Raw genomic sequence first — 17137 nt, forward strand, 5'->3', positions numbered from 1 at the left:
TCACGTTCCGGGGATAAATAACACAATCTTGCGGTTAGTTTCTTTGTAGGTTTGAGCGTAAGGGGTCAAGAGGTTATGCTTTAGCCATGACAACCAATAAGCACATTAGTTTTAATCAATCTCACAAACTTTGTTTTCGCCAGCAGACGCTAACAAATAACCTCGGCTGGGCTCATTATCAAAATAGTCAGGAGCGTTTATTCTACGTCAATGAGAAACAACACACCCTAAGTATGTACCTTAGCGGCGGTTATCAAACCCACCGTACCGATGTGCGATCTGGATTCGGTGCTCCGGGACGATTTTGTTTGATGCCTAAAGGCAGCGAGAGTCGTTGGCAACTTGGGACTCCCCAGCAATTTATGCACCTTTACTTCGATGACAGTTACCTAAAGCAACTGGCCATTGAAGTATTCGATATGGACCCACGCACCATAGCCTTACCTGAATTGACCTTCTTCGAGAATCCTGGACTAGAGTCACTTTATCGATACAATATGGCTCAAGCCAACTGGCATCAAACCAGTCCGCTGGCCCTTGAGCAGGTGACCAATACCATACTGGTTTCACTGCTACAAAACAGCACTATGACTAAACATGTCGGTCAGTTAAAAGGAGGCCTTTCTCCCGCAACCGTCAAAAAAGTCAGGGACTTTATCCACGCCAATTTCTATCGTCAGATATTTTTAAGTGAATTAGCCTCACTTGCTCAGCTGAGTGAATATCATTTTTGCCGCATGTTTAAGGAAAGTTTTGCCCGCACGCCACAAGCGTATCTCACCTATGTCAGAATCGAGCAGGTCAAGCACCTTATCAAGACAACATCTGATAATTTAATGGATATCGCGTTGAACTGCGGATTCTCAAACCAAAGCCATATGGGTCGATACTTTAAGAAACAATTAGGCATCACACCAAAAGCTTACCAAAAGAACCTGTTTTAAAAACAAGAGTAACTCATTAAAAAACCAAGTAATCCGTATGAAATTCTGTCATGTTCGCTGTTCTAAATACAAAACAGGTCATCTCCCCCTCTAGGAACCATGCTTATCTCTATAACTTATGCTTGAAGAATATTCATAGGCCTAAATTAGTGGTTGCAATCAATTACGAAAATGTTTAGTTTAAATATCAACACAGGCAAGTAAGCTTGTGAAATTATTTTGAGTCATCAGGCTCAGCACTTAATCAAGAAAGAGACAAAATTATGATACAGCTTCTGAACACTATCCATCATCATCACCATATGCGGTAGCCTTCGGAAGCTCACTGCCGAAGGACTATTTCCTTCCGGCGGTTGATTCAAGAATATCAAGAACCCCTGGAAGGAATTCCGGGGGTTTTTCGTTTTACAAATTTTGCAATTATCCAACTGACTTATAAAGATAAAATCAGTTGGATAAAAAATTAAACCAGATATTTGAATCAACTTATAGGAATTACATCATGTCAGAGTCAAACAGATTACGTATCGCTATCCAAAAGTCCGGTCGCCTCTCGAAAGAATCGATGAAGCTGCTAAGAAGCTGTGGTGTAAAATTTAACATCAACGAGCAACGCCTCATCGCACACTCAGACAATTTGCCCATCGACCTGCTACGCGTCCGTGACGATGATATCCCGGGTCTGGTGATGGATGGTGTGGTCGACTTGGGGATCATAGGTGAGAACGTGCTCGAAGAGGAGCAAATTGAACGTGAGAGACTCGATAAGCCTTCACGCTGTATCAAACTTAGAGAGTTAGATTTTGGTACCTGCCGCCTGTCGCTCGCCGTACCCAATGAATTTTGTTATGAAAATGCCGAGTCTCTTGAAGGCCTGCGTATCGCCACTTCTTACCCTAACCTGCTTCGTCGCTATATGCAGAAGAAAGGCATCACCTACAACGATTGTATGCTCAAGGGCTCGGTAGAAGTTGCGCCGCGAGCGGGTCTGGCCGATGGTATCTGCGATCTGGTTTCAACCGGTGCCACATTAGAAGCAAATGGCCTGTATGAAACTGAGGTCATCTACCGCTCAAACGCCTGCATCATTCAGTCTACGCAGACTCAAACCCAAGATAAACAAGCCTTGATCAACAAGATTTTATCTCGCATCAATGGTGTGGTTCGTGCCAAAGAAAGCAAATATATTTTGCTACACGCGCCGACAGAGACACTGGAGCAAATCGTTGCCCTACTCCCTGGTGCTGAAAATCCAACAGTGCTGCCCCTCAACGATGATACCAATCGCGTCGCCATCCACGCCGTCAGCACAGAAGATTTGTTTTGGGACACCATGGAAGAACTAACAAAACTCGGCGCGACTTCTATCTTAGTGATGCCAATTGAAAAGATGATGGGGTAATAAAAAACATGCAGATCCTCAATTGGCAAGATTTAAACCAAACAGAGCGTAGAACGGCCCTGAGCCGTTCGGCTCTGGTCGGGGATGAAAGCCTGGAGCAAAGTGTCTCGGCCATCGTTAACAAGGTTCAAACTGATAAAGATGCTGCGCTGTTATCTTACAATCAGCAGTTTGATGGCGTGAGCCTAACTGAACTTAGGTTATCGGCTGAGCAAATCGATGCAGCCTGTGCTCGTGTCAATGGGGATATCAAGCAGGCCATCGCACAAGCCATGGCCAATATAGAATCATTTCACCAGGCGCAAAAATTTGCACCTATCAGCATCGAAACTCAAGACGGCATACGTTGTGAGCTTAGATCTGAAGCGATTGAAAAAGTGGGCTTGTATATTCCAGGTGGCACGGCGCCGCTAATATCCACCGTGATGATGCTGGCTCTACCTGCAAAAATTGCAGGCTGTGAGCAGCGAGTCTTGGTCAGCCCACCACCGATCAACGATGCCATCGTGTATGCAGCGAAACAATGTGGGATCAATGAGATTTATCAAGTCGGCGGCGCACAGGCCATCGCAGCATTAGCCTTTGGCACAGAATCAATTCCGGCAGTAGATAAGATATTTGGCCCGGGTAACCGCTTTGTCACCGAAGCCAAACGACTGGTGTCTCAAGACAGCCGCTGTGTGGTGAGCATCGATATGCCAGCAGGCCCCTCCGAAGTACTCGTCATTGCCGATAAAACGGCAAACCCTGAATTTATCGCTGCAGATCTCTTGTCTCAGGCCGAACATGGCCCCGATTCACAGGTCATGTTAGTCACCAATTGTGAAACCTTGGCCAATAAGGTCAATGCAGCCCTCAATCGTCAACTCGAAGCCCTGCCGCGCATGGAGATAGCTCAGCTAGCCCTGGAGTCCAGTCGCACTCTGTTAGTTACAGACATGAAGCAAGCGACCCTTGTGTCTAATCTGTATGGCCCTGAGCATCTGATAGTTCAAACAGAAACACCTCGTGAACTGTTGAACTCGATTCGCGCAGCAGGCTCTGTGTTCCTAGGTGCTTACACCCCTGAATCGGTTGGCGATTACGCCAGTGGCACTAACCATGTCCTGCCAACATACGGTTATAGCCGTGCTGTTTCCAGCCTGTCTCTGGCTGATTTCTCTCGCCGCTTTACAGTGCAGGAACTCACAGCCGACGGTCTTTTAGGCTTAGGTGAAACCGTGATGACCTTGGCAGCTGCTGAGCAGCTCGATGCCCACAAGAATGCGGTTAAAGTACGCCTAGATAGCTTGAGTTTACAGGAAGGGAAAGCATCATGAACTTAGAGAACTCAAACACACTTGCCCAGCGCTTAGCGCGCCCAGAGCTGCTTAATTTACAGCCTTATCAGTCGGCGAGACGTATCGGTGGGCAAGGTGATATCTGGATCAATGCCAACGAGTCTCCCTTTAATAATGCAGCACTGGCCGATATCAACCGCTATCCAGAGTGCCAGCCACCAGCGCTTATCTCTGCATACAGTCGTTACAGCGGTGTAGCCAAAGAATGCATCATCACCAGTCGCGGCGCAGATGAGGCCATTGAGCTGCTCATTCGTACCTTCTGCGTGCCAGGTCAAGACAGCATTGCCTGTTTTGGGCCGACTTATGGCATGTACGCCATCAGCGCTCGAACCTTCAACGTTGGGGTTAGCGCGCTAACATTGACTGATGATTACCAACTGCCACAAGACATTGCCTCTCAAGTCAATAATGCCAAGCTGGTGTTTATCTGTAACCCCAACAATCCCACCGGTACCGTTATCGACAAGGCATCGATTGAGCAAGTGATCAATCAGTTGCCCGATAGCCTAGTCGTTGTCGATGAAGCCTATATTGAGTTTTGCCCAGACTATAGCGTGGCAGACCTTATCAAGAAATACGATAACTTAGTCGTGCTCAGGACCCTATCCAAAGCCTTCGCACTGGCTGGCGCACGCTGTGGTTTTATGTTATCGAACCCAAGTATCTGCGAGATGGTGATGCGCGTCATTGCCCCCTACCCGGTGCCGCTACCCGTTGCGGAACTGGCTACCAGTGCATTAAGCCGAGCTGGGATCAAACTGATGCAGCAACAAGTCAGCGAATTAAAGCGATGCGGAGCACGCTTAAGTGATGCCCTCCAGAGCTATGGTGCCAAGGTACTCCCAGCTAACGGCAACTTCGTATTAGCCCGACTCGATGCTAATTCAACTCTCTGGGATGTTTTGGCTAAGGGCGGCGTCGTCGCCCGCTCCTATAGTGACCCAAGCTTAGCTAACTGTATTCGTTTTAGTTTTGCTAATAATAAACAGACCGACTACCTTCTCGATTTACTTGCGTCAGGCTGAAACAGCTTACTGTACCCAAATTAATAATTAGATAGACAAGATTTTATTTTAAGGTGAAAGAGCATGAAACAGAAAATTCTATTTATCGATCGTGATGGCACCATCATCGAAGAGCCAGTAACAGATAAACAGGTTGATAGCCTAGCAAAGCTCGTCTTTGAGCCCCAGGTCATCCCCGCTCTGTTAAAGCTGCAAAGCGCAGGTTTTCGCTTAGTCATGGTGAGCAACCAAGATGGTCTGGGAACCCCTTCCTTCCCTAAAGATGACTTCGATGCGCCCCAAGACATGATGATGCAGATCTTAGGCAGTCAAGGCGTCAAGTTTGATGAAGTGCTTATCTGCCCTCATTTTGATGATGAGAATTGTAGCTGTCGTAAACCTAAACTTGGCCTGGTTAAAGATTATCTCACCTTAGGTAAGGTAGACTTCACCCAGTCTGCCGTCATCGGCGATCGTCACACAGATATGGGCTTAGCCGAGGCCATGGGAATTGAGGGTCTGTTGTATGACCGTGAAAACCTAAATTGGGATGACATCGCAGCACAGCTGCTGCACACAGATCGTATCGCGACTGTGGTGCGCACCACCAAAGAAACAGATATTCGCGTGACTATCGATCTCGACTCACAGACTAAAGGCAAGATAGAAACCGGTATAGGTTTTCTCGACCACATGCTGGAGCAGATCTCCACCCATGGCAACTTCAAGATGGACGTTAAGGTCGATGGCGATCTCGAAATAGACGATCACCACAGCGTAGAAGACACGGCACTGGCTATCGGCGATGCCTTAAGGCAAGCCCTTGGCGATAAGCGTGGTATAGCACGTTTTGGTTTCAGTATCCCAATGGATGAAGCGAGCGCCGAATGCTTACTCGATCTGTCCGGTCGCCCTTTCATTAAGTTCAGCGGTGAGTTTGAGCGTGAGATGGTTGGTGAGATGGCCACCGAGATGGTACCGCACTTCTTCCGTTCATTTTCAGACGGATTACGTTGTACCTTACACCTCAAGACCCTGGGTGATAACGATCATCACAAGGTTGAAAGTCTGTTTAAAGTTCTGGGCCGCACCCTTCGTCAGGCCGTGAAAGTCGAGGGCGACCTTTTGCCCTCGAGTAAAGGTGTGCTATGAGCCAACGCACGCATTCTACCGTGATAATAGACACGGGCTGCGCTAACTTAAACTCGGTGCGTTATGCCTTCGAGCGTCTAACAAAGGATGTGGTGATCAGTGATGATCATCACGTTATAAAAGCCGCCCAGCGTGTGGTGCTCCCTGGCGTCGGCACCGCAGGTGCCGCGATGGCATCCCTCAACAACAAGCAACTGGTCAAGCTGATTCAAAAACTTCACCAACCTGTGCTTGGTGTGTGTTTAGGCATGCAGATGATGTCAGATAAATCAAAAGAACAAGGCGGACGCGACTCTAGTAACGAGACACTTGGTGAAAAGACAGATTGTGAATGTTTAGGGCTCATCCCCACTTCAATTACAGATTTAGACAGCCAGGGCTTGCCTCTGCCTCATATGGGCTGGAATCAAATCAGTCCTTCGTCTCATCCATTGTTTACAGGCATTCCCGAGGGGAGCTACCTCTATTTCGTTCATAGCTATAGGGCGCCTCTGAGCGAATTTACTATCGCGACATGTGAATATGGCGAGCATTTCAGTGCCGCTATCGCTAAAGATAACTTTATGGGCGTGCAGTTCCACCCAGAAAAAAGTGCAGAAGTTGGCTCGCAAATATTAAGTAACTTTTTAGCCATGAACACTCAATCACTTAACCAAACAGGTTCGGAACTCAATAGGGAGAGCAGAGCATGATCATTCCGGCAATCGATCTCATTGAAGGTAAAGTGGTTCGTCTCTACCAGGGTGACTATAACCAGAAGACTACCTTCGATCTTTCTCCACTTTCTCAGCTTAAATCCTATCAAGACCAAGGCGCCAGGTGGCTGCATATCGTCGACCTTACCGGCGCGAAAGATCCCGGTGCACGCCAGACTGAGCTAATCTCAGAGCTGGTTGCTAGTCTCGATGCAAACATTCAAGTAGGCGGTGGTATCCGCTCTGAAGCGCAAGTAGCAGAGCTGTTAGAGATTGGCGTTAAGCGTGTGGTTATTGGCTCCTTAGCGGTAAAAGAGACCGAGTTAGTACAGAGCTGGTTTGAAAAGTATGGATCTGAAGCCATCTGTCTGGCACTGGACGTCAACATTAATGATAGCGGTGAGAAGATCGTGGCGGTATCAGGCTGGCAGAGTGGCGGCGGTAAGTCTCTTGAGTCTTTGGTTGAAGCCTTCACACCTTATGGACTAAAGCATGCCTTAGTGACAGATATCAGCCGTGATGGCACGCTTAAGGGCGCAAATACCGAGCTATATAAAGAAATTGCCACCTCTTACCCCGAGATTAACTGGCAAGCATCCGGCGGTATCGCCACTCTTGATGACGTTGCAGCCGTACGTGATAGCGGCGCTAATGGCATCATCATAGGTAAGGCGCTGCTCATCGAGAACTTTACCGTTAAGCAAGCTATTGAGTGCTGGCCAAATGTCTCGGTAGACATAGAATTAAGAGCAAACAGCTCGGGAGAAAAAGATGCTCGCTAAGCGTATTGTCCCCTGCCTAGATGTTAAAGATGGCAAAGTCGTTAAAGGCGTACAGTTTAGAAACCATGAAATTGTCGGTGATATCGTGCCTTTAGCGGCACGTTATGCCGAAGAAGGCGCCGATGAACTGGTGTTTTATGATATTACCGCCAGCGCCCATGACAGGGTTATCGACAAGTCTTGGGTCAGCCGCGTCGCGGAGCAGATAGATATTCCCTTCTGCGTCGCTGGTGGTATTAAAAGCATAGAACAGGCACGTGAGAAGCTCGCCTTTGGCGCCGACAAGATCTCAATCAATTCACCTGCCTTGACCGATCCTAGCTTAATTGAACGCTTGCAGGATGAGTTTGGCAGGCAATGTATCGTCATAGGCATAGACTCCTATTACGATGCCAATAGCGACAGCTATAAAGTCAAACAGTTTACCGGAGATGAAGCCGCCACCAAGGACACTCAGTGGTTTACTCAAGACTGGGTGCAAGAAGTCCAGAAACGTGGTTGTGGCGAAATAGTCCTCAATGTGATGAACCAAGATGGTGTACGTCAGGGCTATGACTTAAAACAGTTGTCCATAGTACGAGAAATATGCGATGTTCCCCTGATCGCCTCAGGTGGCGCCGGTACCATGGCACATTTTAAGGATGTATTTGAGATAGCCGGCGTCGATGCAGCATTGGCGGCCAGTGTATTTCATAAAGGGATCATAGATATTCAAGCACTTAAACGCTATCTAAGGGCTCAGCACATCGCCATCAGATACTAACTCGTTTTCAATCGTCTCATTCATCTTGTCTTAGCCTGGCTTACCTTAGTCAGCGAAATACAGATAACATGAATCGATATCGGTAGCAGGAAAAATAATGACACAAACAAACACGAATGAAGCACTTGAAGGTCAACTGGATTGGGAAAAGCAAGCAGGCTTGATCCCGGCAGTGGTGCAGAACCACCTCTCAGGCAAGGTATTAATGCTTGGCTACATGAACCGAGCAGCATTAGAAAAAACCCTTGCAACTAAACAAGTGACATTTTATAGCCGCTCTAAGCAGCGTCTATGGACCAAAGGGGAAGAGTCTGGCAACACACTGGAATTAGTGGCCATCGACAAAGATTGTGATAACGACAGCTTGCTGGTGCAGGTCATTCCCAATGGGCCCACCTGCCACCTCCAACGTGAGAGCTGCTGGCCAGATGGTAATGCCCACCCCTTTATCGATAATCTGGCGAAGCTTATCGCCTCTCGTAAGGGCGATGATCCTAAGTCTAGTTACACCGCACACCTGTTCGAACGTGGCACTAAACGTATCGCCCAAAAAGTTGGCGAAGAGGGTCTGGAGACCGCCCTGGCCGCGGCCACTAACGACAAACCAGAATTGATCGATGAAGCATCTGATCTCATGTATCACCTGCTGGTTTTACTCGAAGATCAAGACTTAACCATGAATGATATTACCAACAACTTGATGCAGCGACACACCGCCGCCTCAGAGTCTTGAGCATCGATCTTTGTCGATAATTAATGACGATAGAAAAAGAGCGCGTTCAGCGCTCTTTTTTGTAATGAAGACATGTCCCCTATACATGGGTAAGCAGTAAATGGCTGAGGTTTTATTGCTTCGTTTCAACCTAGGTCTAGGTCAAAGTCTAAGGCGTCCCATACTCAGCCGTCACTCGATATTTATCTAATATTTGCTGATAAACGCCATTTTGCTTTATTCTAAGTAAGCCTAAATCGAAGGTCAGCCTGAGCAGCTTGGCATTAGGATAATCTCTGGAAATCATCAGGTGAAACGCGTCACTGCTTTCGGGTCTACTGGCCACCGCATACTTATCTATTTTATCTGGCGCCGTTTCGCGAATTAAATTCCAGCCAACCAGCTCATCAATAAGTGTAAAATCAATTCTCTGCATCAGTAGCATTTCTATGTTCTGTTTATCTGATGTCACATAATGTGCAGCTATGCCTGCCAGTTTAAAGCTGTTTTCATACCAATAGCCTCTGACACCACCGACTCTGTAGTCTTTAAAGTCAGTTAATACTTCCCACTCAAATCCATAGGGAAACCTATCTGTGTTATAGAAAAATTTCGGGAAAAAAAATAGCACAGGTTCTGAGAAATCAAATACTGACTCTCTGGCGGGATTTTTTAAATAGGGAAAGGTCGCAAACGCCCTACCGGCCCCCACCGTTTTCTCGCCCCTTACCCAAGGTTGAAACTGAAATTCAACCTGGTGATTCATCTCTTGAAAAGCCGCAGACACAATTTCCGGAAACAGACCACTGGCTAAACCGCCGGAATTGATCACATAGGGCGCATAGGCACTGGTCACGAATATAATGGGCTTAGCCCTACCGCTTGTATTGGGCGACTCTGTTACGGTCCCAGCAGTCGCGAAAGAAAATACTGCCCCTAGTGACCAAAGTAGCGCTAATAATAAAGTAAGCCCACACTTATACCAAGGGTCTGCTTTATCAAAAGTAGCCCTGAGTTTATCGCTCTGTTGGTAAAACACGCTTAGCTCACTTTTCAAATATTCAGCCAGCTCCTGATCCTTGATGGGTTAATTGGAATAAACGCCATCTATCTATTGTAATAGCAGGCTCAACAAAAAAGATGAAGATAGCGGTTAATTTTTACTATCAGGTTTTATGAGCTAAACAGTTTTTTTGTATTTTATACTGACTTTTACGCTGCACTCAGAATCGAAATAGCACTAAATCTATCCTTTTAAGATTAAATTCAGTTTGACTAACACCTTCTGAACTATCGATATAGCCAGAGTAAAGGTTAACCAATCATTCTGGATAAAGTCAGTCAAAAACAGTCAATTCTCCTTTTACCATAGTGTTGGAAAATGTAAGTTCTGTTACAATCCACTCGATTATGTACACCTACTACAACCAATAACATAGACCATAAAAAATATCCTATGAATCATTCAAACAAAGTTCTAGCAGTAAATGATGATCTGCCTATCCGCACAGATAAGCCAGTTCATTCAGGTAAGGTACGCAGTGTCTATTGGCTTACGGCTGAGGATAGTGCCCGTCTAATCGAACAGAAAGGTTATGACGTACCTAAAGATACGCCACTGGCGATCATGGTGATTAGCGACCGAATTTCAGCATTCGATTGTGTCTGGCAAGGTGAAAATGGCCTCAATGGCGTCCCCGGTAAAGGTGCTGCACTCAATGCCATCTCGAACCACTGGTTTAAGTTATTCAAAGAGAAAGGCTTAGCCGATAGCCATATTCTGGACGTCCCTCATCCATTTGTTTGGATTGTTCAAAAAGCCCAGCCCGTGATGGTTGAAGCGATAGCCAGACAATACATTACTGGCTCTATGTGGCGCGCTTACACTAAAGGTGAACGTGAATTCTGTGGCATAACACTGCCTGAAGGCCTTAAAAAAGACCAGAGGCTACCTGAGCTATTAATCACCCCCTCTACCAAAGGTGTGCTTACTGGCCTTGAAGGCGTACCAGAAGCCGATGATGTCAACATTTCACGAGCCGATCTTGAGCGTCATCTACAAGGCTTTAATTTCCATGCAAAATCGGATATTGACCTGTACGAGAAGCTATTAAAAGAAGGCTTTGCCGTGATCAGTGACGCCCTTGCCGCGCAAGATCAGATCTTCATCGATACCAAGTTTGAATTTGGCTATGTCAAAGGCGCCGATGGTAAAGAGAAACTTATCTATATGGACGAAGTGGGTACTCCTGACAGCTCACGCATCTGGGATGGTCCGGCGCATCGTGAAGGTAATATCATAGAAAAATCGAAGGAAGGCTTTAGACAGTGGCTACTTAACCACTTCCCAGACCCTGATATTCTTCTCAACAAAGAGCGCATGCCTGAGCGTTTCTCACTGGCACAAGATAACAAATTACCAACTCAAGTGATGATGGATATCTCCAACACTTATGTTGGCATCGCAGAGAAGGTTATCGGTGAGAAGCTACATATCAGCGAGAATCCGAAGCAAGAGATCATCGATATTCTTCGCAATGATTATCAACTGATTGCAGACTAAGCGCTTGCAACGAATCTGAGTAGATATCGTCGAATGACTTAACTCATATCAAGTCGCTCGCATGTAAGTCACTCAAATCAGGCCGCCAACTCTTCCGAGAATTTGCGGCTTTTTTGTGTATCACATTCCTCTGCCATTGGACAATTACCCTTTCTTCCACATGCCTCTACCAAGACTAACCGACTAAATCAAAACAATAAAATCCTAATACCAATCGAAATAATCCACACTAGAGTATTCATAAAAAGTATGAGAATCTTAGGCAGTATTTAAAAACCAAGGAGAGGCAGTGCTGTTATCGAATCAAAGAATAACGCTTTCACCATTCGATGAAACGGATAGAGATCTGTTTATAGAGTTTTTCATGGACCCCGAAACCATGAAGCATGTTTATGCGCCTTTCACTTACGAAGAAGCGGTTGCAGCTTTTGAGATAAAGTCACGGCCTTGGACTCCCGAAAGTAACAGCTGGCTATCATTTAGCATATCATCCCTCGATTCTGGCGAGAAACTGGGGCACTTAGGCCTCAAAATTATTAACCATGAGGCTAAAATTGCTGAAGTTGGTTATATGATCAAACAAAGTGCGCAAGGCAAAGGCTTTGCTGGTGAGGCATTAAATTTGGTTAAAGATTACGGATTCGAAGAGCTGCAATTAAACAAGTTAACGGCGACATGTTCAGTAGAAAATACTGGATCATTTAAATTGCTCGAAAAACTGGGTTTTATTCGTGAAGGCTGTTTGCAACAGAATTCGATAATCAACAACAGGTATGTGGATGACTATGTCTATGGGATCTGTAAATCGCATATTGCTGAAATCTAACACTTGTACCTTGCTGAGCTTATTATTTGACTTATCAACAAGTCGCAAGGATGGTCATATATGCGAAAAGGGTAGAGCCAAATCATTTTTCTTTCGCTCTACCCTTTATTCAGTACCAAGCTCAATACAGCGGGGCTTCGCCTTCGGGTCGTGTCTTCAGCACCTTAAGAAACCACATATACTGCTCAGGGTAAGCCAAGATAACCTGCTCTACCGCCTTGTTCAGCGCTAAGGCTTCATTCTCTTTCCCCTTCATTTCTTCAGGGGCGATGGCTGGCATCACGGTCAAATCATAGCGACGCGCTTTTTGATCGTAACCTATCTTCACCGGCATCACCTGAGCATTTCCGGCCTGAGCTAAACGGCCCACAACGGGCAAGGTGGCTTTAACCGTACCTAAGAACGGCGCAAAGATACTCTTCTCCGGGCCAAGATCTTCATCGGGCAGATAAAAAAAGCTGTTGTTATTCTTAAGCTCAGATAATAGGGCGCGAATACCCGCCTCTCGCATGTAGATGTTGCCACCGAGTGAGCTGCGCATACGGTTGTTAAACCAGTTAAACAGGCCATTTCTATGTGCCTTGGCCATGCTAACCATAGGAAGGTCTAAATTGAGTCTCAATCCTGCGTATTCGATCCCCCACACATGAGGCATAATGAAGACCACAGGTTGACCCGCCGCCCTCGCCTGCTCTACATGTTCAAAACCTATGAGATTGACTCTGCGTCTGAGATTGACTCTGGAACGTACCATCAGCTCAGATTGCGCCAGCAGTATCATCACGAAGTTTTCAATATTCTCATTGATCAGAGACTCGATCTCTTGTGACGACTTTTCGGGAAAACAGATGGTCAGATTCGTTCTAGCCACCGAAATAGGCTTTTTAGCTATCTTAGTGACTAATTTTGCCAGTTGCCGTGCAATAGGATCACGCAACCAAGCCGGCATAAGCCCAAACAGAACCAAGATGGCGATACCAATCCAAGTAAAAAAATACTTAGGATGCAATAAATCGAGTGTAAAACGACGATCAAAATACTTTGGCTTTCTCGACAAGATACTGGCCTCGAGCTAGAAATAAAAAGAAACATGACATCATCAAGATGAAAAAAGCTAATTAAACAAAGAGTAAGCACTCATTGTTTAATTAAACACCTAAAAGACGATGAAAAGATGACCGAAAAGAAACAGAAAAAGCCACTCGCTTGAGTGGCCTTAACTTGAACTACAACGAAATTACTTTTTCGCGTTAGCTTCTTCTACGCGGCTTTTCAACTTCTGTCCTGGACGGAAGGTGACGACGCGACGAGCTGAGATAGGGATATCTTCACCTGTCTTCGGGTTTCTTCCCGGTCTTTGATTCTTATCTCTAAGGTCAAAGTTGCCGAAGCCAGATAACTTGACCTGCTCACCACTTTCGAGCGCTTGGCGAATTTCTTCGAAAAACGTCTCAACCATCTCCTTAGCTACACGCTTATTAATTCCAAGCGTTTCAAAAAGATGCTCTGCCATTTCGGCTTTGGTAAGTGCCATACTTTTAATCCCTCAACAATGCGTTGAACTCTGACTTGAGTGCAGAAACCACTGAATCAACCATCTCAGCTATCTCTTTTTCTTCAAGTGTACGAGTGTTATCTTGTAATGTAAGTGCGATCGCTAGGCTCTTTTTGCCTGACTCAACGCCTTTACCTTGGTATACATCGAATAAGTTTATGCCAACCAACTGATTTTGGCCAACTTTTCTTATCATTTTTACAACATCACCAGCAGAAATATTGTCATCTACAACCATAGCTATATCACGGCGATTGGCCGGGAACTTAGATACAGCCTGAGCTTGCGGTAAACTAGCATGCAATAAAGCGTCTAATTCAAGCTCGAAAACAATTGTTTTACCATTGAGACCAAACGGCTTTTCTAAGCTCGGATGAACCGTACCTATAATACCTATGACCTGATCATTTCTTAATATTTCAGCACATTGCCCCGGATGAAGCGCAGGATGAGTTGCTGATCTAAAAGTAAATTCTCCATCGGAAACTGTCAAGCCGATAATTGCTTCAAGATCGCCCTTTAGGTCAAAAAAGTCAGCCGTCTTAGATTCCATTGACCAATGTTCGTCATTCTGATTACCAGAGATCACAGCAGCAAGCATAGGCTGTTGACGCACATTTGAATCAGCTGATGTATCCGGCACGAAACGAAGCCCGGTTTCGAATAAACGAACTCGATTTTGCTGACGACTCTGGTTGTGACCAACAGCCCCTAGCAAACCGGTAAACAACGACAGTCGCATTGCCGACATCTCGATAGAGATAGGATTAGGTAAGATCATAGCCTCACAGCCAGGATGTACCTTATCTTGAAGCTTAGGGTCGACAAAACTGTAGGTAATGGCTTCCTGGAATCCACGCGCCACCAACATGCTACGCACACGCTTTAAACTGATGTTAGACTCTTTATGGTCCGGCATGCTCAAAGAACCAACGGGCGCAGTATTAGGTATGTTGTTGTAACCATAGATACGAGCGACTTCTTCGATCAAATCTTCTTCGATGGCCATATCAAAACGGTACGTTGCAGTCACAACATTCCATTGATCAGCGATGAATTCGACGACAAATCCCAGACGTTCAAGAATTTCAGTCACTTCAGCGTCAGAAATATGATGACCTAAGATGCGATCTAGCTTACTGCGACGCAAGGTGATCGAGACGGGCTTAGGCAGATGCGCGTCAGATTTAGCTTCAACAACCGGTCCGGCTTCACCACCACAGATGTCCAACACTAAACGTGTCGCTCTATCCATCACCTTATGCTGCAGTTCAGGATCGACACCACGCTCGAAACGATGAGATGAGTCAGTATGCAAGCCAAGGCGACGTGTCTTACCTAAGATGGCCAGAGGCGCAAAGAAAGCACATTCAAGCAAGATATCTTGAGTCTCGCTGTTCACACCTGAATATTCGCCGCCAAAGACACCAGCAAGCGCCAGAGACTTCTCCTGGTCACTGATGACCAACATGTCTGCAGGCACGGTGATCTCGTTACCATCAAGCAGTGTGAGCTTCTCATCGCCTGTAGCCATGCGAACCTGAATGTCACCAGTTAGCTTAGCCAGATCGAAGGCATGCATAGGCTGACCAAATTCAATCAAGACATAGTTGGTAATATCGACAATAGGATCGATGGAACGAATACCACTGCGACGTAACTTCTCTTGTATCCAAAGTGGCGATTGAGCGTTGACGTTTATATTCTTGACCACACGGCCAAGGTAACGTGCACAAGACTCAGGCGCCTGGAGGTCAATTTGAAGTGAGTCATCGATGGAAGGAATCACTTTTTCCCACGTTGGCTCTGTCACGGCTTGACGGTTTAACACGCCAACCTCACGTGCCAGACCTGACATACCGAGACAATCGGCACGGTTTGCCGTGAGATCGACATCGATAATCGCATCTTCCAGGCTCAAATACTCACGTATATCGACGCCAAGTGGCGCATCTGTGGGAAGTTCAAGGATACCGTCACTCTCGATATCTATACCAAGCTCACCGTAAGAACACAACATACCAAATGAAGGTTCACCGCGAAGCTTTGCCTTCTTGATTTTGAAGTTACCCGGCAACACAGCGCCGACCATAGCAACGGCAACTTTCAAACCTAAGCGACAGTTCGGTGCGCCACAAACAATGTCGATAAGTTCATCTTGACCGACATTAATTTTTGTTACACGTAGCTTATCTGCATCCGGATGCTGGCCACATTCGACAACTTCACCGACGATAACACCGGAAAACTCACCGGCAACGCCTTCGACACCATCGACTTCTAAACCAGCCATGGTGATTTGATGTGACAATTCGTCACGGCTTATGCTTGGATTAACCCACTCACGGAGCCAAGATTCACTAAATTTCATGCTGTACTGCTCCGTTATTTAAATTGCTTGAGGAAACGTAGGTCATTTTCGAAGAATGAACGCAGATCGTTAACGCCGTAACGCAACATAGATAGACGCTCAACTCCCATGCCGAAAGCAAAACCGGAGTATTTTTCAGGATCGATACCAACACTGCGCAAGACATTGGGATGTACCATGCCGCAACCAAGCACTTCTAACCACTTACCATTTTTCCCCATCACATCCACTTCAGCCGATGGCTCAGTGAACGGGAAGTAAGAAGGACGGAAACGTACTTCTAAATCTTCCTCGAAGAAATTGCGTAGGAAATCGTGCAATATGCCTTTTAGCTCGGCAAAGTTGACGTTCTCGGCAACCAATAACCCTTCAACCTGATGAAACATAGGTGTGTGAGTCTGATCATAATCGTTACGGTATACGCGGCCAGGTGAGATGATACGCAGAGGCGGCTTCTCATTTTCCATGGTGCGGATCTGCACACCTGAAGTTTGAGTACGCAACATCACTTTAGGATTAAAGTAAAAAGTATCATGATCGGCACGAGCAGGATGATGCTCCGAGATGTTCAGAGCGTCGAAGTTATGGAAATCATCTTCAATTTCTGGGCCCTGCTTTACGCTAAAGCCAAGCTCACCAAAGAAGGTTTCGATACGTTCGATAGTACGTGTTACTGGGTGTAATCCACCGTTATCGATTGAACGACCGGGTAGAGTCACATCTATGCTTTCAGCGGCGAGTTTTGCTGCTAGCTCTGACGCTTTTAAGCCTTCAATACGCTCAGATAATTTCTGCTGAACGGCCTGTTTGGCTTGGTTCACAGCTTGACCGAAAGCGGGTTTCTCAGCCGGGGGCAGTTTACCCATCATCTTCATCATGTCGGTTATTTTACCTTTCTTACCTAGGTATTCGACACGAAGTTCATCGAGGGCTTTAAGATCACTCGCCCCATCGATGGCCAACAAGGCCTGTTCTACGATCTCTGTTAACTGTGACATCATCTCTTCCAGTGCATTGGACCTTCT

Annotated in this window: 16 protein-coding genes; 11 read left to right on the forward strand and 5 right to left on the reverse strand. The window is 46.1% G+C overall.

The genetic code is table 11. From position 1 onward, the window contains the following. Positions 1-86 precede the first annotated feature (86 nt). The 9 genes from sps_RS06485 (at position 87) to hisIE (ending at position 8818) form a co-directional block, all read left to right on the forward strand. Positions 87-944 (forward strand): AraC family transcriptional regulator, encoded by an 858-nt coding sequence (locus tag sps_RS06485; protein ID WP_077751792.1) that lies wholly within the window; start codon positions 87-89, stop codon positions 942-944. A gap of 502 nt (positions 945-1446) precedes the next feature. Further along, positions 1447-2346 carry an ATP phosphoribosyltransferase gene (gene hisG, locus sps_RS06490; RefSeq protein ID WP_077751793.1) on the forward strand — a complete coding sequence of 300 codons (900 nt, stop codon included), beginning with the start codon at positions 1447-1449 and terminating at the stop codon, positions 2344-2346. A gap of 8 nt (positions 2347-2354) precedes the next feature. Further along, positions 2355-3665, forward strand: coding sequence for a histidinol dehydrogenase (hisD, locus tag sps_RS06495; RefSeq protein WP_077751794.1), 1311 nt, complete (start codon positions 2355-2357; stop codon positions 3663-3665). Beyond that, positions 3662-4714: a histidinol-phosphate transaminase gene (gene hisC, locus sps_RS06500; protein ID WP_077751795.1), complete on the forward strand. Its 1053-nt coding sequence runs from the start codon at positions 3662-3664 to the stop codon at positions 4712-4714. The genes hisD and hisC overlap by 4 nt, the downstream gene beginning before the upstream one ends. 63 nt (positions 4715-4777) lie before the next feature. Beyond that, a complete protein-coding gene (gene hisB, locus sps_RS06505; protein WP_077751796.1) occupies positions 4778-5845 on the forward strand; it encodes a bifunctional histidinol-phosphatase/imidazoleglycerol-phosphate dehydratase HisB in 1068 nt (355 codons plus the stop codon). Further along, entirely contained in the window at positions 5842-6537 is a 696-nt protein-coding gene (gene hisH, locus sps_RS06510) for an imidazole glycerol phosphate synthase subunit HisH (RefSeq protein ID WP_077751797.1), read from the forward strand. Before hisB ends, hisH begins: the two co-directional genes overlap by 4 nt. Next, the gene (hisA, locus tag sps_RS06515; RefSeq protein ID WP_077751798.1) at positions 6534-7322 is read left to right on the forward strand and encodes a 1-(5-phosphoribosyl)-5-[(5-phosphoribosylamino)methylideneamino]imidazole-4-carboxamide isomerase; all 789 of its coding nucleotides are present in this window, start codon (positions 6534-6536) and stop codon (positions 7320-7322) included. Before hisH ends, hisA begins: the two co-directional genes overlap by 4 nt. Next, positions 7312-8085, forward strand: coding sequence for an imidazole glycerol phosphate synthase subunit HisF (gene hisF / locus sps_RS06520; protein ID WP_077751799.1), 774 nt, complete (start codon positions 7312-7314; stop codon positions 8083-8085). Before hisA ends, hisF begins: the two co-directional genes overlap by 11 nt. A gap of 94 nt (positions 8086-8179) precedes the next feature. Further along, positions 8180-8818 carry a bifunctional phosphoribosyl-AMP cyclohydrolase/phosphoribosyl-ATP diphosphatase HisIE gene (gene hisIE / locus sps_RS06525; protein WP_077751800.1) on the forward strand — a complete coding sequence of 213 codons (639 nt, stop codon included), beginning with the start codon at positions 8180-8182 and terminating at the stop codon, positions 8816-8818. A 148-nt stretch (positions 8819-8966) separates the two neighbouring features. Here the strand turns inward: hisIE and sps_RS06530 are convergent, their stop codons facing one another. Continuing rightward, positions 8967-9836: a substrate-binding periplasmic protein gene (locus sps_RS06530; protein ID WP_077755574.1), complete on the reverse strand. Its 870-nt coding sequence runs from the start codon at positions 9834-9836 to the stop codon at positions 8967-8969. 417 nt (positions 9837-10253) lie between these two features. Between sps_RS06530 and sps_RS06535 the strand changes: the two genes are divergently transcribed. Both sps_RS06535 and sps_RS06540 read left to right on the forward strand, forming a co-directional pair. Further along, positions 10254-11360: a phosphoribosylaminoimidazolesuccinocarboxamide synthase gene (locus sps_RS06535; protein WP_077751801.1), complete on the forward strand. Its 1107-nt coding sequence runs from the start codon at positions 10254-10256 to the stop codon at positions 11358-11360. Between the two features lie 289 nt (positions 11361-11649). Beyond that, positions 11650-12186, forward strand: a complete 537-nt coding sequence (locus sps_RS06540) for a GNAT family N-acetyltransferase (RefSeq protein ID WP_077751802.1) — start codon at positions 11650-11652, stop codon at positions 12184-12186. Between the two features lie 121 nt (positions 12187-12307). Here sps_RS06540 and lpxM read toward each other — a convergent pair whose 3' ends face one another. The 4 genes from lpxM to pheS form a co-directional block, all read right to left on the reverse strand. After that, positions 12308-13243 carry a lauroyl-Kdo(2)-lipid IV(A) myristoyltransferase gene (lpxM, locus tag sps_RS06545; protein ID WP_077751803.1) on the reverse strand — a complete coding sequence of 312 codons (936 nt, stop codon included), beginning with the start codon at positions 13241-13243 and terminating at the stop codon, positions 12308-12310. Positions 13244-13423: 180 nt separating this feature from the next. Then, positions 13424-13720: an integration host factor subunit alpha gene (ihfA, locus tag sps_RS06550; protein ID WP_012142935.1), complete on the reverse strand. Its 297-nt coding sequence runs from the start codon at positions 13718-13720 to the stop codon at positions 13424-13426. Between the two features lie 4 nt (positions 13721-13724). Continuing rightward, a complete protein-coding gene (gene pheT, locus sps_RS06555) occupies positions 13725-16112 on the reverse strand; it encodes a phenylalanine--tRNA ligase subunit beta (protein ID WP_077751804.1) in 2388 nt (795 codons plus the stop codon). A 14-nt stretch (positions 16113-16126) separates the two neighbouring features. After that, positions 16127-17110, reverse strand: a complete 984-nt coding sequence (gene pheS, locus sps_RS06560; protein WP_077751805.1) for a phenylalanine--tRNA ligase subunit alpha — start codon at positions 17108-17110, stop codon at positions 16127-16129. Positions 17111-17137: the final 27 nt, after the last annotated feature.

Origin of the sequence: Shewanella psychrophila, assembly GCF_002005305.1 — a bacterium.
Taxonomy (GTDB): Bacteria; Pseudomonadota; Gammaproteobacteria; order Enterobacterales; family Shewanellaceae; genus Shewanella; species Shewanella psychrophila.